This is a genomic window from Serratia sp. K-E0102 (genome assembly GCF_029962625.1).
Classification (GTDB): Bacteria; Pseudomonadota; Gammaproteobacteria; order Enterobacterales; family Enterobacteriaceae; genus Serratia; species Serratia sarumanii.
In genome coordinates this window covers 5,098,856-5,117,373 of record NZ_CP124754.1, presented here as the reverse complement: position 1 = coordinate 5,117,373, position 18,518 = coordinate 5,098,856, and the positions used below count along the sequence as shown (strand labels likewise).

Genomic DNA, 18,518 nt, shown 5'->3' with positions numbered 1-18,518 from the left:
GATGATGAAAATGAAAAAACTGGCAACCTTAGCCTCCGCCATCGCGCTGAGCGCCACCCTGAGCGCCAATGCCATGGCCAAAGACACCATCGCGCTGGTGGTGTCCACCCTCAACAACCCGTTCTTCGTCTCGATGAAGGATGGCGCGCAGCAAGAGGCCAACAAGCTGGGCTACAACCTGGTGGTGCTGGATTCCCAGAACAACCCGGCGAAAGAGCTGGCCAACGTGCAGGATCTGATGGTGCGCGCACCCAAGCTGCTGCTGATCAACCCGACCGACTCCGATGCGGTGGGCAACGCGATCAAGATGGCCAACCAGGCTAAGATCCCGGTCATCACGCTGGACCGCGTGGCGAGCAAGGGTGACGTGGTGAGCCACATCGCTTCGGATAACCGCGTGGGCGGCAAAATGGCCGGCGACTTCATCGCCAAGAAGGTGGGCGCCGATGCCAAGGTGATTCAGCTGGAAGGCATCGCCGGCACTTCCGCCGCGCGTGAACGCGGTGAAGGCTTCAAGCAGTCGCTGGATCAGAATAAATTCAAACTGTTGGCCAGCCAGCCGGCCGATTTCGATCGCACCAAGGGCCTGAACGTGATGCAGAACCTGCTGACCGCGCACCCGGACGTGCAGGCGGTGTTCGCCCAGAACGATGAAATGGCGCTGGGTGCGCTGCGCGCGCTGCAAACCGCCGGTAAAACCGACGTGATCGTGGTAGGCTTCGACGGCACCGCCGACGGCGTGAAAGCGGTTGAAGGCGGCAAGCTGGCGGCGACCGTGGCGCAGCGTCCCGATCAGATCGGCGTGATCGGTGTGGAAACCGCCGATAAAGTGCTGAAAGGCGAAAAAGTGCCGGCGACCATCCCGGTCGATTTGAAACTGGTCACTAAATAAGTCATACCAGCGCCATCGGAACGGGGCGTTTACGATGGCGCGCAATTCAGGAATCAATGCGATGGAAACAGGTAAGCTGGTGGTTCTTGGCAGCATCAATGCCGACCATATCCTCAATATTGAACACTTCCCCCACCCGGGCGAAACGGTGATCGGGAAACAGTATAAGGTGGCGTTTGGCGGCAAGGGCGCGAATCAGGCGGTGGCGGCCGGGCGCAGCGGGGCGGAGATCGCCTTTATCGCCTGCGTGGGCGCCGACGACATCGGTGAACGTGTCCGCCGGCAGCTGGCGAGTGATCGCATTGATACTCAACCGATTGAAGCCATCGCCGACAGCACCACCGGCGTGGCGCTGATCTTCGTCAACGCCGAAGGCGAGAACGTGATTGGCATCGATGCCGGCGCCAACGCGGCGGTGACGCCGGATTACCTGGCACGCTACCAACAAAAAGTGATCGACGCCGATGCCCTGCTGATGCAGCTGGAGTCGCCGCTGGAGACGGTGATCGCCGCCGCCCGCCTGGCGAAGCAGCATCACACGCAGGTGATCCTCAACCCGGCCCCGGCGCGTGAGCTGCCGGAGGAGCTGCTGGGCATGATCGATATGATTACCCCGAATGAAACCGAAGCCCAGCGCCTGACCGGCATCACCGTGGACAACGACGCCGATGCGGCGCGCGCGGCGCAGGCGCTGCACGACAAGGGCATCGCGACGGTGATCATCACCCTCGGCAGCCGCGGCGTGTGGCTGAGCGAAAACGGCAACGGCAAACGGGTGCCTGGCTTCAAGGTGCAAGCGGTGGATACTATCGCCGCCGGCGATACCTTTAACGGTGCGCTGGTCACAGCCCTGTTGGAAGGCAAGGCCATGGCCGACGCGGTGCGTTTCGCCCATGCGGCGGCGGCGATCGCCGTGACCCGCCCTGGCGCGCAGCCTTCGGTGCCGTGGCGTGAAGAGATCGACGCCTTCTTGCAGCAGCAGGGGTGATCCTTTGGCCACCATGAAAGATGTCGCCCGCCTGGCGGGCGTTTCAACCTCTACCGTTTCGCATGTGGTCAACAACAATCGCTTTGTCAGCGACAGCGTGCGCGACAAGGTCATGGCGGCCGTAGAACAGCTGAACTATGCGCCTTCCGCGCTGGCGCGCAGCCTGAAGCTCAACCAGACGCGCACCATCGGCATGCTGGTGACCGCCAGCAACAACCCGTTTTATGCCGAAGTGGTGCGCGGCGTGGAGCGCAGCTGCTATGAACGCGGCTACAGTTTAATCCTGTGCAATACCGAAGAAGACGCCGCGCGCATGAACCGCAGCATGGAGACGCTGCTGCAAAAGCGCGTCGACGGTTTGCTGCTGATGTGCACCGAAAACCACCGGCCATCGCAAGATGCCCTGAGCCGCTACCCGTCATTGCCGATCGTGATGATGGACTGGGCGCCATTCGAGGGCGCCAACGACATTATTCAGGATAACTCGCTGCTGGGCGGCGAGATGGCGACCGATCATCTGATCGCCCGTGGCTACCGCAAAATCGCCTGCATCGCCGGCCCGCAGGATAAAACCACCGCTCGTCACCGACTGGAAGGCTATCGCAACGCGATGCGGCGCGCCGGATTGCCGGTTCCGCCAGGGTATGAAGTGCATTGCGATTTTGAGTTTGAGGGCGGCGTGAACGCCATGCGCCAACTGCTGGCGCTGGACGAGCCGCCGCATGCGGTATTCGCCGGCAACGACGCGGTGGCGGTGGGCGTTTATCAGGCGCTGTATCAGGCCGGGCTCTCCGTGCCACAGGATATGGCGGTGATGGGCTACGATGACATTGAGCTGGCGCGCTATCTGGCGCCGCCGCTGAGCACCATTCATCAGCCGAAGGATTCGCTGGGCGAACTGGCGATCGATGCGTTGATCAATCGCCTGCAAAACCCGGAGCGCGCCCCCCAGGTGCTGGTGCTGACGCCCGAGCTGGTGGAACGCGCCTCGGTGGGCCGCCGTTAACTCGCCGCCTTCGCTTCTTTCTTGCTTTCCTGGCCGCTGATCAAATTGCGGCCATCCTTCCTTCTCAGCAACATAAACACCAGCGCCGATGCCACGGTGACGATCCCCATGGTGATAAAGGTGTAATGGAAGTGGTCGATCATGGTGCCTAACGACAGGGATTCGTAAAAACGCAGCACCGCCGCGCTGATCGCCACGCCGAAGCTGATGGACAGCTGCTGGGTGACCGCCAGGACGCTGTTGCCGGCGCTGGCGTTGGCGTCGTTCAAATCCGCCAGGCTGATGGTGTTCATGGCGGTGAACTGGGTGGACATCGCCATGCCCAGCACGAACAGCGGCAGGATCATCAGCCACAGCGGCATGCCCGGGCTTTGCAGGGCGAACTGGGCGATCAGCACCCCGATGATGACGGTGATGCCGACCAGCGTTTTACGGTAGCCGAACCAGCGCAGCACCTGAGTGACGGTGGATTTCGCCATCAGCGAACCGATGGCGGTCGGTGCCATCATGCAGCCGGCGACGATCGCCGTGTAGCCGAATCCCACCTGCAGCATGAGCGGCATTAAAAACGGCACGCAGCCGGTGCCCAGCCTGGAGGCGACGTTGCCGGCGATGCCGACCGAGAAAGTGCGGGTTTTGAACAGGTCGAGACCGATCAGCGGCTGAGGATGACGGCGGGCGTGCGCGATGTAGCCGAACAGCATCACGAAGCCGCTGAGCAGAATGCCCAGCGAAACGTAGCTCGCCAGTACCCGCTCGCCAAACAGTTCCAGCCCGGTAGAGATCAGCACCAGGCTCAGGCCGAACAGCATAAAGCCAAGGAAGTCGAAGCGGCGCTTGGGCGTGGTGAAGTCCGGCATGTATTTACGCGCATAGAAGATGCCGAGCAGGCCGATAGGGATATTGATCAGGAAAATCCAGTGCCAGGTGGCGTAGGTGACCAGCCAGCCGCCCAGCAGCGGCCCCAGAATCGGCCCGACCAGGCCGGGCATGGTGACGAAGTTCAGCACCGGCAGCAGTTCGCTGCGCGGGTAGGCTCGCAGTAGCGCCAATCGCGCGACCGGCATCATCATCGCGCCGCCGATGCCCTGCAGCACGCGAGAGGCGACCAGCGCGCTCAGCGTAGGGGACAGAGCGCACAGCAGCGAGCCGAGGGTGAATAACGTGACGGCGAAGATGAACACGCGCCGGGTGCCGAAGCGGTCCGCCAGCCAGCCGCTGACCGGGATCAGCATCGCCACCGTCAGCGTGTAGCTGATGACGGCCGATTGCATCGCCAGCGGCGAACGCCCCAGACTTTGGGCGATCGCCGGCAGCGCGGTATTGAGGATAGTGGCGTCCAGCGCCTGCATAAAGAACGCCATTGCGGCGATCCACGGAAGTCCTGCCATACTGCGCGCGGATTGGGTCATGGTCGGTCCTGGTTAAATGGTCGTCTGTCCCTCGTCTCTTTCTTCTATATATAAGCGGGGAGCGTGTCTAGTCTTTCTCTTTCAGCAGTATCTGGCAGGCGACGAGCGCGCCGGCGCTGTCTCCGGCGAGTATCGCATCGACGATAGCCTGATGATGGCGCAGCTTGATCACTTCATTGCCGGTGATGGCGCGGAAGTAGCTTTGGTACACCGAACTGAACAGGTTGGCGAACGAGGTCAGGAACGGGTTGCCGCTGGCCTCGTAGATGAGCTGGTGGAATTGGGTATCGACCTGGATCCAACGCTCGCGATCAAACTGGGTATGCAGCGCGCGCATTTCCGCCATCAGCTCCGCCAGCAGCTTGGTTTGCTGCGGGCTGGCGTGGTTTGCCGCCAACGCGCAGGCCTGCGGCTCCAGCGAGGTACGCAGGATAAGGAAGTGTTGCATCACCTGATCGAAGTTTTCCCGCGTCATCCACCAGGTCAGTAAATCCTGATCGAGGAAATTCCATTGGCTCTGCGGCATCACGCGGGTGCCGATGCGCGGGCGCGGTAGCAACATGCCTTTGGCGGCTAACATCTTTACCGCTTCGCGTACTGCGGTGCGGCTGACGCCGAATTGCTCGCCCAGTTCCATTTCACCGGGCAGGATGCTGCCGGCCTGATAATCGCCAGCCAGAATTTGTTGGCCAAGTTTCTCTGCAAGCAGATAAGAAAGATTGCGTTGGGCGGCCTGTTGTTGTGCATTTAACGGCATGGCTGCGGATCCTTACTGACATCGTTATTTCTATTTTACTCCAGTGATCGCCAGCTTTTATGGCTGTTTGCCTGAAAAAGTGACATAAATTCGTCGCTTTTTCGCCCTTTTGTTGAAAAAAAGCGCGCTTGAAAAGTTTTTTGCATTTAGGGGTTGCGGCCTGCCGAGAACTCCCTATAATGCGCCTCCACTGACCGGGAACAACGACTGACAAGCCGCCGGGTCAGCGAGAAGAAAGCAAAATAAACGCTTGACTCTCCGGGCTAAAAGCGTAATATACGCAGCCCGCGCCGATGAGTTTCTCGGCACTGCTCTTTAACAATTTATCAGACAATCTGTGTGGGCACTCCACAAGACGATATCCAGCATCTTCGGATGCAAAAAAATATCAAGTCTTGAAGAGTGACTAACTGAAGTAAAATTCATGCAGTATATCTTTGAGCATCGCTTCTCGAGTGGAAGCACATCAAGCTTTTAATTGAAGAGTTTGATCATGGCTCAGATTGAACGCTGGCGGCAGGCTTAACACATGCAAGTCGAGCGGTAGCACAGGGGAGCTTGCTCCCCGGGTGACGAGCGGCGGACGGGTGAGTAATGTCTGGGAAACTGCCTGATGGAGGGGGATAACTACTGGAAACGGTAGCTAATACCGCATAACGTCGCAAGACCAAAGAGGGGGACCTTCGGGCCTCTTGCCATCAGATGTGCCCAGATGGGATTAGCTAGTAGGTGGGGTAATGGCTCACCTAGGCGACGATCCCTAGCTGGTCTGAGAGGATGACCAGCCACACTGGAACTGAGACACGGTCCAGACTCCTACGGGAGGCAGCAGTGGGGAATATTGCACAATGGGCGCAAGCCTGATGCAGCCATGCCGCGTGTGTGAAGAAGGCCTTCGGGTTGTAAAGCACTTTCAGCGAGGAGGAAGGTGGTGAACTTAATACGTTCATCAATTGACGTTACTCGCAGAAGAAGCACCGGCTAACTCCGTGCCAGCAGCCGCGGTAATACGGAGGGTGCAAGCGTTAATCGGAATTACTGGGCGTAAAGCGCACGCAGGCGGTTTGTTAAGTCAGATGTGAAATCCCCGGGCTCAACCTGGGAACTGCATTTGAAACTGGCAAGCTAGAGTCTCGTAGAGGGGGGTAGAATTCCAGGTGTAGCGGTGAAATGCGTAGAGATCTGGAGGAATACCGGTGGCGAAGGCGGCCCCCTGGACGAAGACTGACGCTCAGGTGCGAAAGCGTGGGGAGCAAACAGGATTAGATACCCTGGTAGTCCACGCTGTAAACGATGTCGATTTGGAGGTTGTGCCCTTGAGGCGTGGCTTCCGGAGCTAACGCGTTAAATCGACCGCCTGGGGAGTACGGCCGCAAGGTTAAAACTCAAATGAATTGACGGGGGCCCGCACAAGCGGTGGAGCATGTGGTTTAATTCGATGCAACGCGAAGAACCTTACCTACTCTTGACATCCAGAGAACTTTCCAGAGATGGATTGGTGCCTTCGGGAACTCTGAGACAGGTGCTGCATGGCTGTCGTCAGCTCGTGTTGTGAAATGTTGGGTTAAGTCCCGCAACGAGCGCAACCCTTATCCTTTGTTGCCAGCGGTTCGGCCGGGAACTCAAAGGAGACTGCCAGTGATAAACTGGAGGAAGGTGGGGATGACGTCAAGTCATCATGGCCCTTACGAGTAGGGCTACACACGTGCTACAATGGCGTATACAAAGAGAAGCGACCTCGCGAGAGCAAGCGGACCTCATAAAGTACGTCGTAGTCCGGATTGGAGTCTGCAACTCGACTCCATGAAGTCGGAATCGCTAGTAATCGTAGATCAGAATGCTACGGTGAATACGTTCCCGGGCCTTGTACACACCGCCCGTCACACCATGGGAGTGGGTTGCAAAAGAAGTAGGTAGCTTAACCTTCGGGAGGGCGCTTACCACTTTGTGATTCATGACTGGGGTGAAGTCGTAACAAGGTAACCGTAGGGGAACCTGCGGTTGGATCACCTCCTTACCTAAAGATATTGCTTCGAGTGGCGTGCTCACACAGATTGTCTGATGAAAAAGTAACGAGCAAAAGCGTCATAAAAGTACGGTGTCGTGTCCCCTTCGTCTAGAGGCCTAGGACACCGCCCTTTCACGGCGGTAACAGGGGTTCGAATCCCCTAGGGGACGCCAAGCTTCCGACCCACCCGGTGAAAGCGGCGGTCTTCAGTATCTGACGATACACCATATCTTAAAGATGACTTTCGAGTCATGTTTAAGATATTGCTCTTTAACAATCTGGAACAAGCTGAAAATTGAAACATGACGGCTGAAATTTATCCCTCCGTAGAAGTGCTGGGATAAAGAGTAACCTGTCATAGAGTCTCTCAAATGTTTGCAACTTGAACGATGGAAACATCTTCGGGTTGTGAGGTTAAGTGACTAAGCGTACACGGTGGATGCCTAGGCAGTCAGAGGCGATGAAGGGCGTGCTAATCTGCGAAAAGCGTCGGTAAGGTGATATGAACCGTTACAACCGGCGATACCCGAATGGGGAAACCCAGTGTGTTTCGACACACTATCATGTCATGAATACATAGTGGCATGAGGCGAACCGGGGGAACTGAAACATCTAAGTACCCCGAGGAAAAGAAATCAACCGAGATTCCCCCAGTAGCGGCGAGCGAACGGGGAGGAGCCCAGAACCTGAATCGGCTTGTGTGTTAGTGGAAGCGTCTGGAAAGTCGCGCAGCAAAGGGTGATAGCCCCGTACACTAAAATGCACAGGTCGTGAGTTCGATGAGTAGGGCGGGACACGTGACATCCTGTCTGAATATGGGGGGACCATCCTCCAAGGCTAAATACTCCTGACTGACCGATAGTGAACCAGTACCGTGAGGGAAAGGCGAAAAGAACCCCGGCGAGGGGAGTGAAATAGAACCTGAAACCGTGTACGTACAAGCAGTGGGAGCACCTTCGTGGTGTGACTGCGTACCTTTTGTATAATGGGTCAGCGACTTATATTTTGTAGCAAGGTTAACCGTATAGGGGAGCCGTAGGGAAACCGAGTCTTAACTGGGCGATTAGTTGCAAGGTATAGACCCGAAACCCGGTGATCTAGCCATGGGCAGGTTGAAGGTTGGGTAACACTAACTGGAGGACCGAACCGACTAATGTTGAAAAATTAGCGGATGACTTGTGGCTGGGGGTGAAAGGCCAATCAAACCGGGAGATAGCTGGTTCTCCCCGAAAGCTATTTAGGTAGCGCCTCGTGAACTCATCTTCGGGGGTAGAGCACTGTTTCGGCTAGGGGGCCATCCCGGCTTACCAAACCGATGCAAACTCCGAATACCGAAGAATGTTATCACGGGAGACACACGGCGGGTGCTAACGTCCGTCGTGAAGAGGGAAACAACCCAGACCGCCAGCTAAGGTCCCAAAGTCATGGTTAAGTGGGAAACGATGTGGGAAGGCACAGACAGCCAGGATGTTGGCTTAGAAGCAGCCATCATTTAAAGAAAGCGTAATAGCTCACTGGTCGAGTCGGCCTGCGCGGAAGATGTAACGGGGCTAAACCATGCACCGAAGCTGCGGCAGCGACGCTTAGGCGTTGTTGGGTAGGGGAGCGTTCTGTAAGCCGTTGAAGGTGGCCTGTGAGGGTTGCTGGAGGTATCAGAAGTGCGAATGCTGACATAAGTAACGATAAAGCGGGTGAAAAGCCCGCTCGCCGGAAGACCAAGGGTTCCTGTCCAACGTTAATCGGGGCAGGGTGAGTCGACCCCTAAGGCGAGGCTGAAAAGCGTAGTCGATGGGAAACAGGTTAATATTCCTGTACTTGGTGTTACTGCGAAGGGGGGACGGAGAAGGCTAGGCTGGCCGGGCGACGGTTGTCCCGGTTTAAGCGTGTAGGGGGTGTGACCTGGTAAATCCGGTTGCATACTAACCCTGAGGCGTGATGACGATGCACTACGGTGCAGAAGTAGTTGATGCCCTGCTTCCAGGAAAATCCTCTAAGCTCCAGGTAACATTAAATCGTACCCCAAACCGACACAGGTGGTCAGGTAGAGAATACCAAGGCGCTTGAGAGAACTCGGGTGAAGGAACTAGGCAAAATGGTGCCGTAACTTCGGGAGAAGGCACGCTGGCATGTAGGTGAAGTCCCTTGCGGATGGAGCTGAAGCCAGTCGAAGATACCAGCTGGCTGCAACTGTTTAATAAAAACACAGCACTGTGCAAACACGAAAGTGGACGTATACGGTGTGACGCCTGCCCGGTGCTGGAAGGTTAATTGATGGGGTCAGCCGCAAGGCGAAGCTCTTGATCGAAGCCCCAGTAAACGGCGGCCGTAACTATAACGGTCCTAAGGTAGCGAAATTCCTTGTCGGGTAAGTTCCGACCTGCACGAATGGCGTAATGATGGCCAGGCTGTCTCCACCCGAGACTCAGTGAAATTGAACTCGCTGTGAAGATGCAGTGTACCCGCGGCAAGACGGAAAGACCCCGTGAACCTTTACTATAGCTTGACACTGAACATTGAGCCTTGATGTGTAGGATAGGTGGGAGGCTTTGAAGCGTGGACGCCAGTCTGCGTGGAGCCATCCTTGAAATACCACCCTTTAATGTTTGATGTTCTAACTCGGCCCCATAATCTGGGGTGAGGACAGTGTCTGGTGGGTAGTTTGACTGGGGCGGTCTCCTCCCAAAGAGTAACGGAGGAGCACGAAGGTTAGCTAATCACGGTCGGACATCGTGAGGTTAGTGCAAAGGCATAAGCTAGCTTGACTGCGAGAGTGACGGCTCGAGCAGGTACGAAAGTAGGTCTTAGTGATCCGGTGGTTCTGAATGGAAGGGCCATCGCTCAACGGATAAAAGGTACTCCGGGGATAACAGGCTGATACCGCCCAAGAGTTCATATCGACGGCGGTGTTTGGCACCTCGATGTCGGCTCATCACATCCTGGGGCTGAAGTAGGTCCCAAGGGTATGGCTGTTCGCCATTTAAAGTGGTACGCGAGCTGGGTTTAGAACGTCGTGAGACAGTTCGGTCCCTATCTGCCGTGGGCGTTGGAAGATTGAGAGGGGTTGCTCCTAGTACGAGAGGACCGGAGTGAACGCACCACTGGTGTTCGGGTTGTCATGCCAATGGCATTGCCCGGTAGCTAAGTGCGGAAAAGATAAGCGCTGAAAGCATCTAAGCGCGAAACTTGCCTCAAGATGAGTCTTCCCTGGGCCTTTAAGGCCCCTGAAGGAACGTTTAAGACTAAGACGTTGATAGGCTGGGTGTGTAAGTGCAGCGATGCATTGAGCTAACCAGTACTAATGATCCGTGAGGCTTAACCTTACAACACCGAAGGTGTTTTAGAGACGAAGATATTTTCAGCGAAGTTCCGAGATTGGTTCTGATGGCGACACGAGAGTGAAGCGGTTGGAATGAAACAGAATTTGCCTGGCGGCAATAGCGCGGTGGTCCCACCTGACCCCATGCCGAACTCAGAAGTGAAACGCCGTAGCGCCGATGGTAGTGTGGGGTCTCCCCATGCGAGAGTAGGACACTGCCAGGCATCAAATAAAGCCGAAAGCCCTGAACTGACGTTCAGGGCTTTTTGCTATGCGTAAAACGCAAAAAAGCGCAGCTACGCTGCGCCTTTCAACCACTCGACAATAAAGTCGGCGATGCTTTCCGGTTGATTGAGATCCAACTGCTTAGCCGCGATGGATAGCGGCTGGTCGCTGGCTACCGCCACGACAAATTTATCCAGCATGTCTTCCAACGGTCTGCCGATCTCGGCCCGATAAAGCAGGATCTTGCTGACCGGCTCATGTTTGAACCCTTCCACCAGAATCAAATCGACCTTATCGGCGTCAAAACGCCCTGCCAGGTAGCGTAGATCCAAAGGTTGTTGCTCCGGCGTTTCGGTCATCAATGCCCAACGGCGATCGCTGGCGACCAGCGTTTGGTCGGCACCCGCTTTGCGCAGCTCATAGCTGTCTTTACCCGGCGTATCCACATCCATGTCGTGATGCGTATGCTTTATCAGTCCAACCCGCACCTGGCGCTGTTTCAGCATTGGGATCAATTGCTTGAGCAGGGTGGTTTTCCCCGTCCCGCTGTAGGCGCCGATGGCCAGCAAAGGGGGCAATGAACGATTCATGTTTTTAGCTCTCGTGCTTGCTGCCAGTGCAGGCAGTCTTCCGGCGTATTCAGGTTATGAAATGCCGTTTGCTGCCCGCTGAACACCACGCGTTGTGCGTTAATCTGATGCAAGAACAGCATCAGCTTGCGTTCACCGCGCGCCAGATAGTTGGCCAGCTGCGGCGCTATTTGGGTATGCAATAATGCCAGCGTAGGGTGATCTCGTTCACCATCGCTGGCAAAGGCTGCTGGCGCCGCGCCTTTTTGCCGCCATAGCTGCGCGACTAAATCGGCGGGAAAGTCGGGGACGTCACAAGGGACGAAGGCCACCCACTCGCTGGGGGCCTGTTTGAGCCCGGCGAGCATCCCGGCCAACGGCCCGGCGAAATCGGGCGTCAGATCGCCAATCACCGGCAAACCGCTCGCCTGGTAACGTGCCTGATTGCGATTGGCGCTGATGGCGACGGAAGCCACTTGCGGCCGTAACCGAGCCAATACGTGTTGATAGAGTGCGATACCGGCAATCGACACCAGGCCTTTGTCTTCACCGCCCATACGCGTGGCCCGTCCGCCGGCCAAAATGACGCCGCTGATTTCTTTATGCATCTCGTTTATCCCGCCTTGTCGATGCGCTGATTGTAGCGCTAAAGCCGGCGCGACATCAGGATTTACCTTTATTGACAAGCCGGTTCTTTCACTGCGTGGGTAAGCCTGTTACTTTGTGAGTTTATTCATGCTATTGGACGATATTGAGATGAAAACGCATCGCGTAAACGAGTTGATCGAGCTGTTGCACCCGGCCTGGCAGGAAGATCCCGATCTCAATTTGATGCAGTTTTTGCAAAAGCTGGCGCAGGAAGCGGGTTTCCAGGGCGAGTTGTCCGAACTGAGCGACGACATTCTTATTTACCATCTGAAAATGCGCGGCAGCGCCGGCACGGATCAGATCCCGGGCCTGAAGAAAGATTACGAAGAAGATTTTAAAACGGCGCTGTTGCGCGCTCGCGGCGTTATCAAGGACTGATCCTCGCGCGGTGCGAGAAAGCATAGCTCGTGAAAGGCGTCATTAATGCTACTATTTCTCATTCCCGGCACCGTGCTGTCAGCGATCAAACGAACGTTATGAATAACTCTGCTTTTAATTTCGACACCCTGTCGCCCGATTTGATTATGGACGCGCTAGAAGGGGTTGGCCTGCGCGTCGATTCCGGCCTGACGGCGCTGAACAGCTATGAGAACCGCGTCTATCAGTTTATGGACGAAGATCGCCGGCGCTACGTGGTGAAGTTTTACCGCCCGGAGCGCTGGAGCGCCGCACAAATCGGTGAGGAACATCAGTTCGCTCTGGATCTGGCCAGCGCGGAAATTCCTGCGGTGGCGCCGCTGGCGCTGCAAGGCGCTACGCTGCATACGCACTGTGGATTCTTCTTTACCCTGTTTCCCAGCGTGGGCGGGCGCCAATATGAGATAGACAACCTGGATCAGTTGGAATGGGTGGGTCGTTTCCTGGGCCGTATCCATCAGGTCGGCGGCGAGCGTTTGTTCGCCGAACGGCCGACGATGGGGGTTGAAGAGTATCTCACCGCCCCGCGTCAGGTGTTGGCCGATTGCGGGCTGTTGCCGGCAGCACAGCGTGACGCGTTCCTGCTGGCAACGGACAACCTGATTGCGGCGATCAAGGCGCACTGGCATCTGGACTGGCAGCCGCGCCGTTTGCACGGTGATTGCCATCCGGGCAATATTCTGTGGCGCGACGGCCCGCTGTTCGTCGATCTTGATGACGCGCGTAACGGCCCGGCGGTGCAGGACTTGTGGATGCTGCTGCACGGTGAGCGGCGCGATCAATTGATGCAGCTGGACGTCTTGCTGGAAGCGTACGGCGAATTTGCCGAGTTCGACCAACGCGAGCTGGCGTTGATTGAGCCGCTGCGGGCGATGCGCATGGTGTATTACCTGGCTTGGGTCGCCCGCCGTTGGCAGGATCCGGCCTTCCCTAAGAGTTTTCCGTGGATGGCGGAGTCTGATTTCTGGTTGTCTCAGACTGCGGCCTTCACCGAACAGGTTAAGCTGTTGCAGGAGCCCCCTCTGCAGCTGACGCCAATGTATTGAAGCTTTAACACAATGGAGAGTTTAGTCTTATGAAAAAAATATGGTTGGCGCTCGTTGGCATGGTGATGGCCTTCAGTGCCTCGGCGGCACAGTTTAGCGATGGCGCTCAGTACGTGACCCTGGACAAGCCGGTGACCGGTGAGCCTCAGGTGCTGGAGTTCTTCTCCTTCTACTGCCCGCACTGCTACCAGTTCGAGCAGGTCTATCACGTGTCCGAGAACGTGAAGAAGGCGCTGCCTGCCGGCACCAAAATGACCAAGTACCACGTTGAGTTCCTGGGGCCGCTGGGCAAACAGCTGACTCAGGCATGGGCGGTGGCGATGGCGCTGGGCGTGGAAGACAAGGTAAGCCCGTTGATGTTTGAAGCGGTGCAGAAAACCCAGACCGTGCAAACGCCGGATGATATCCGTAACGTCTTCGTGAAAGCGGGCGTGACCGCCGCAGATTATGACGCGGCATGGAACAGCTTCGTGGTGAAATCTCTGGTGGTTCAACAGGAGAAAGCCGCGGAAGATCTGCAACTGCGCGGTGTGCCGGCGGTATTCGTGAACGGCAAATACATGGTTAAAAACGATGGCCTGGACACCAGCTCGATGGACGCTTACGTGAAGCAGTTCGCCGACGTGGTTAAATTCCTCAGCCAGCAGAAATAAGCCAGATTCAACATGAAAAACGCCGGCGTTCGTTGCCGGCGTTTTTTTTATCCGTATTGCCGCTTCAATTTATCCAGCAGCCGGTCTTTTTCCTGCCACAGCGTATTCAGCCACAGTTGGAAACGCCGCTTGAACTGCTTGTCGTTGAAATAGTCCCCGTGCAGGGTTTCATCGATCGGTAGCGTCTCTATTCTTACCACGATGCGCGTCAAACGACCGCACAGCATATCCAGAAAAGGCCGTTGGTTATTTTCCGGATAGAGCAGGGTGACGTTCAACACTTTGTCGAACTGATTGCCCAGCGCGCTAAGGGTAAACGCGATGCCGGCGGCTTTGGGCGCCAGCAAATTGCGATACGGCGAATTGCTTTTAATTTTCTTGGCTTCGGTGAAGCGCGAACCTTCGACGAAATTGACGATGGTGGTTGGACGTTGACGGAATTTTTCGCAGGAACGGCGCGTGGTTTCGATATCCTTGCCGCGCTTCTCCGGATGCTTGAGCAAATAGGCGCGGGAGTAACGCTTCATGAATGGCATATCCAGCGCCCAGCAGGCCAGGCCGACAAAAGGCACCCAGGCGAGCTGTTGCTTGAGGAAATACTTATTCATTGGAATATGATTTCTGAACAGCACGCACAACACGACAATGTCTGACCAGCTTTCGTGGTTGCTGATCAGCAGATACCAGTTTTTGCGATCCAGCCCTTCCAGCCCTTCAATATCCCAACGCAATTGCCCGTTAATGCGCAATAACAGCGCCAGCCCCTGACACCAACACCACATCATGAAATCGGCGAAAGCAGAGATATATCGCCAGACGGCGGGAATGGGCACCAGGAGTTTCACGATGCCGGCCAGCGTGATGGGGATAGAACACAACACCGTTACCAGAATGGTGAGTATGACGGAAATGATAAAGATAACAGGCGTTAGCAATCTTGGCATGGTTATGGGCTGACGGTTGTTGGGAACATCGTTGCATGCCGAAGCGCATGAACAAAAGCCTATTTTAACAGAGAATGTCGGGGTAAAGCGCCGCTAAAAATCACTGTTTTTCGCCTCGCCGGATAACCATTTGCCGAGTTTTTGTGCAACTTGTCCAGCTTGTGCTAAGGTAATTGAGGCGCCGAATTTGATTAATAGTGCGATTAAAATCCGGCGAAAGTTATATCCACAAATCCAATAAAAGCCAGTAATAAAGCGTCGCCGGAATTCGTTCTTTTAACGCGGTGATTTAAATAGGAATTTTATTCGCCGTTATAACGATAATCACAACGTTATAATTAGGTCTCTTTTCTATGCACAAAGTTATCCACAGGTAAGATCTTGCGGATCCTCGCGCACAATCTCATCATTTTCGTCCGCAATGCACGCTAAGGTTCGTCTCCGGCGGCCAGCTATGGCATGCTTACCCCTATGTCCGATCACGATAAAGAAACGCTATGGCCCAGATTGCAGAAAACCCACTAATCCTGGTTGACGGTTCCTCCTACCTCTACCGCGCTTATCACGCCTTCCCGCCGCTGACCAACTCGGCGGGCGAGCCGACCGGCGCGATGTACGGCGTGCTGAATATGCTGCGCAGCCTGCTGCTGCAGTATCAACCGAGCCACGTTGCCGTGGTGTTTGATGCCAAAGGGAAGACCTTCCGCGATGATCTCTTCGCCGAATACAAATCGCACCGGCCACCGATGCCGGACGATCTGCGTGCGCAGATCGAGCCGCTGCACAACATGGTCAAGGCGATGGGCCTGCCGCTGCTGGTGACGCCCGGCGTTGAGGCGGACGACGTCATCGGTACGCTGGCGCTGGAGGCCGAAAAGGCCGGCCACGCGGTGCTGATCAGCACCGGCGACAAAGACATGGCGCAGCTGGTGACGCCGAACGTCACCCTGATCAACACCATGAACAACACCATCCTCGGCCCGCAGGAAGTGTGCGACAAGTACGGTATTCCGCCGGAGCTGATCATCGACTTCCTGGCGCTGATGGGCGATTCATCGGACAACATTCCCGGCGTGCCGGGCGTGGGTGAGAAAACCGCTCAGGCGTTGCTGCAGGGTATCGGCGGGCTGGATGCGCTGTACGGCAATCTGGAGAATATCGCCACGCTGAGCTTCCGCGGCGCCAAAACCATGGCGGCCAAGCTGGAGCAGAACAAAGAGGTCGCGTACCTCTCCTATAAGCTGGCGACGATCAAAACCGACGTTGAGCTGGATCTGACCTGCGCGGATCTGACGGTCTCTGCACCGGATGTCGATACGCTGCAGCAGCTGTTCAAACAGTACGAATTCAAACGCTGGCTGGCGGACGTGGAAGCCGGCGTATGGCTGGAAAACAAGAAAGGCGCGGGAGCGAAAGCTACCGGCGGCGCCAAACCGGCCGCCGCCGCCGCGGAAGCGCCGAAGGCGCTGGCGGAGGCCAAGCTGTCCCAGGACGGTTATGTCACCATTCTGGATGAAGCGACCTTTACCGACTGGCTGGCGCGGCTGAAAAAGGCCGACGTGTTTGCCTTCGATACCGAAACCGACGGTCTGGATACCCTGACCGCCAACCTGATCGGCCTGTCCTTCGCGATCGCGCCGGGCGAGGCGGCTTATTTGCCGGTGGCGCACGATTATCTGGACGCACCGCCACAGCTGGACCGCGCCTACGTGCTGGAAGCGCTCAAGCCGCTGCTGGAGGACGATAAGGCGCTGAAGGTCGGGCAAAACCTGAAGTTCGACATGAGCCTGCTGGCGCGCTACGGCATTGAGATGCGCGGCATCGCCTACGACACCATGCTGGAGTCCTATGTGCTGGACAGCGTCGGCGGCCGTCACGATATGGACAGCCTGGCCGATCGTTATCTGGGCCATAAAACCATCACCTTCGAAGAGATCGCCGGCAAGGGCAAAAACCAGCTGACGTTCAATCAGATCGCGCTGGAGCAGGCGGCGCCTTACGCCGCCGAAGACGCCGATGTCACGCTGCAGTTGCACCTGGCGATGTGGCCGCAGTTGAAACAGAGCGCAGAGCTGCTGACGGTGTTCAACGAGATTGAAATGCCGCTGCTGCCGGTGCTGTCGCATATCGAACGCACCGGGGTGCTGATCGATCCGGCCATTTTGTCGGCCCACTCCCAGGAGCTGGCCAAGCGTCTGGCTGAGCTGGAGGCGCAGGCCCACGAGCTGGCGGAAGAGCCGTTCAACCTGGCGTCGACCAAGCAGCTGCAGGCTATCTTGTACGAGAAACAAAAGTTGCCGGTGCTGAAGAAAACTCCGGGCGGTGCGCCGTCCACCAACGAAGAAGTGCTGGCCGAGCTGGCGCTGGATTACCCGCTGCCGAAGGTGATCCTGGAATACCGCGGCCTGGCGAAGCTGAAGACCACCTATACCGACAAGCTGCCGCTGATGATCAACCCGGTCAGCGGCCGGGTACACACCTCGTACCATCAGGCGGTGACTGCGACCGGCCGTCTCTCCTCGAGCGATCCGAACCTGCAGAACATCCCGGTGCGCAACGAAGAAGGGCGGCGCATCCGCCAGGCTTTCATCGCGCCGGAAGGCTACCGCATCGTCGCGGCCGACTACTCGCAGATCGAGCTGCGCATCATGGCGCATCTGTCACAGGATGAAGGGCTGCTGAAGGCCTTCGCCGAAGGGAAAGACATTCACCGCGCCACGGCGTCGGAAGTCTTCGGTGTGCCGTTGGATAAAGTGACCGGCGAACAGCGCCGCAGCGCCAAGGCGATTAACTTTGGCCTGATTTACGGCATGAGCGCCTTCGGCCTGGCGCGCCAGTTGGGGATCCCGCGTGGGGAAGCTCAGCGCTATATGGATCTGTACTTCGAGCGTTATCCGGGCGTGCTGGACTACATGGAGCGCACCCGTCAACAGGCTTCCGAACAGGGCTATGTCAGCACGCTGGACGGGCGCCGCCTGTACCTGCCGGACGTCCGCTCCAGCAACGCCATGCGCCGCAAGGCGGCCGAGCGCGCCGCCATCAACGCCCCGATGCAGGGCACCGCGGCCGATATCATCAAGCGTGCGATGATCGAGGTCGACGCCTGGCTGCAAGGGCAGGAGAAGCCGTTGGTGCGCGCGATCATGCAGGTGCACGATGAATTGGTATTTGAGGTGCATGAGTCGGTGATCGAAGAAGCCAGCCAACGCATCCGTCAATTGATGGAAGGCAGCATGACTCTGGCGGTGCCGCTGAAGGTCGACGTGGGCGTCGGCATGAACTGGGATGAGGCGCACTGATTACCGGGTTATCGCCGGATGCGCTAACTGGCGATAACCTAAGCACTTTTCGTAATTAAGCTACAAGATGCGGCGATAGTTTCCCCAACTTCGCCGTTCTTGCGCCGCAAATTGTGTAAGTAAACTACAAAAAATTCTTTTGCCCTGCGAAAAAATAAGGTAGAGTTACAGGCGTAGGGTACAGAGGTAAGATGTTCTATCTTTCAGACCTTTTACTTCACGTAATCGGATTTGGCTGAATATTTAGCCGCCCCAGTCAGTATTGACTGGGGCGTTTTTTATTGTAAAAACAGCAGCAAACCATACGTTTTTCCTATCGCTCCGCACCGCTTTTCGTT

At 56.7% G+C, this 18,518-nt stretch carries 12 protein-coding genes, 1 tRNA gene and 3 rRNA genes; 11 read left to right on the top strand and 5 right to left on the bottom strand.

Features of this window, described 5'->3' with window-relative positions:
- The first annotated feature begins 4 nt into the window (after positions 1-4).
- From rbsB to rbsR, 3 genes are all read left to right on the top strand, one after another.
- Positions 5-892, top strand: coding sequence for a ribose ABC transporter substrate-binding protein RbsB (gene rbsB, locus SSARUM2_RS24150; protein WP_060453010.1), 888 nt, complete (start codon positions 5-7; stop codon positions 890-892).
- Between the two features lie 61 nt (positions 893-953).
- On the top strand, positions 954-1,880 hold the full coding sequence (rbsK, locus tag SSARUM2_RS24145; protein ID WP_060452983.1) for a ribokinase: 927 nt from the start codon (positions 954-956) through the stop codon (positions 1,878-1,880).
- A gap of 4 nt (positions 1,881-1,884) precedes the next feature.
- On the top strand, positions 1,885-2,886 hold the full coding sequence (rbsR, locus tag SSARUM2_RS24140) for a ribose operon transcriptional repressor RbsR (protein ID WP_025160301.1): 1,002 nt from the start codon (positions 1,885-1,887) through the stop codon (positions 2,884-2,886).
- Here rbsR and mdtD read toward each other — a convergent pair.
- The gene (mdtD, locus tag SSARUM2_RS24135) at positions 2,883-4,298 is read right to left on the bottom strand and encodes a multidrug transporter subunit MdtD (RefSeq protein ID WP_025160302.1); all 1,416 of its coding nucleotides are present in this window, start codon (positions 4,296-4,298) and stop codon (positions 2,883-2,885) included. The two genes, rbsR and mdtD, sit on opposite strands and share 4 nt — an antisense overlap.
- A gap of 67 nt (positions 4,299-4,365) precedes the next feature.
- Positions 4,366-5,055 carry a FadR/GntR family transcriptional regulator gene (locus SSARUM2_RS24130; RefSeq protein WP_033653941.1) on the bottom strand — a complete coding sequence of 230 codons (690 nt, stop codon included), beginning with the start codon at positions 5,053-5,055 and terminating at the stop codon, positions 4,366-4,368.
- Between the two features lie 475 nt (positions 5,056-5,530).
- Here SSARUM2_RS24130 and SSARUM2_RS24125 point away from each other — a divergent pair.
- From SSARUM2_RS24125 to rrf, 4 genes are all read left to right on the top strand, one after another.
- Positions 5,531-7,072, top strand: a 16S ribosomal RNA gene (locus SSARUM2_RS24125).
- Positions 7,073-7,160: 88 nt separating this feature from the next.
- Positions 7,161-7,236, top strand: a tRNA-Glu gene (locus SSARUM2_RS24120).
- Positions 7,237-7,475: 239 nt separating this feature from the next.
- Positions 7,476-10,383, top strand: a 23S ribosomal RNA gene (locus tag SSARUM2_RS24115).
- 104 nt (positions 10,384-10,487) lie between these two features.
- Positions 10,488-10,603 (top strand): 5S ribosomal RNA (gene rrf, locus SSARUM2_RS24110).
- The 16S, 23S and 5S rRNA genes sit together here with 1 tRNA gene alongside, the layout of an rRNA operon.
- Positions 10,604-10,675: 72 nt before the next feature.
- On the opposite strand, the gene mobB is transcribed toward rrf, so the two are convergent.
- Together mobB and mobA are read right to left on the bottom strand one after the other, a co-directional pair.
- The gene (mobB, locus tag SSARUM2_RS24105; protein ID WP_033654511.1) at positions 10,676-11,194 is read right to left on the bottom strand and encodes a molybdopterin-guanine dinucleotide biosynthesis protein MobB; all 519 of its coding nucleotides are present in this window, start codon (positions 11,192-11,194) and stop codon (positions 10,676-10,678) included.
- A complete protein-coding gene (mobA, locus tag SSARUM2_RS24100; RefSeq protein ID WP_060439556.1) occupies positions 11,191-11,781 on the bottom strand; it encodes a molybdenum cofactor guanylyltransferase MobA in 591 nt (196 codons plus the stop codon). Before mobA ends, mobB begins: the two co-directional genes overlap by 4 nt.
- Positions 11,782-11,929: 148 nt before the next feature.
- Between mobA and SSARUM2_RS24095 the strand changes: the two genes are divergently transcribed.
- From SSARUM2_RS24095 to dsbA, 3 genes are all read left to right on the top strand, one after another.
- Entirely contained in the window at positions 11,930-12,199 is a 270-nt protein-coding gene (locus SSARUM2_RS24095) for a YihD family protein (protein ID WP_033638631.1), read from the top strand.
- Between the two features lie 98 nt (positions 12,200-12,297).
- Positions 12,298-13,284, top strand: a complete 987-nt coding sequence (locus SSARUM2_RS24090) for a serine/threonine protein kinase (RefSeq protein ID WP_060453235.1) — start codon at positions 12,298-12,300, stop codon at positions 13,282-13,284.
- Between the two features lie 29 nt (positions 13,285-13,313).
- A complete protein-coding gene (dsbA, locus tag SSARUM2_RS24085; protein WP_004931264.1) occupies positions 13,314-13,937 on the top strand; it encodes a thiol:disulfide interchange protein DsbA in 624 nt (207 codons plus the stop codon).
- A 47-nt stretch (positions 13,938-13,984) separates the two neighbouring features.
- On the opposite strand, the gene SSARUM2_RS24080 is transcribed toward dsbA, so the two are convergent.
- Entirely contained in the window at positions 13,985-14,881 is an 897-nt protein-coding gene (locus tag SSARUM2_RS24080; protein WP_033636498.1) for an acyltransferase, read from the bottom strand.
- A gap of 497 nt (positions 14,882-15,378) precedes the next feature.
- Here SSARUM2_RS24080 and polA point away from each other — a divergent pair, with 497 nt between their 5' ends.
- Positions 15,379-18,180: a DNA polymerase I gene (polA, locus tag SSARUM2_RS24075; protein WP_041037371.1), complete on the top strand. Its 2,802-nt coding sequence runs from the start codon at positions 15,379-15,381 to the stop codon at positions 18,178-18,180.
- The last annotated feature ends 338 nt before the right edge of the window (positions 18,181-18,518 follow it).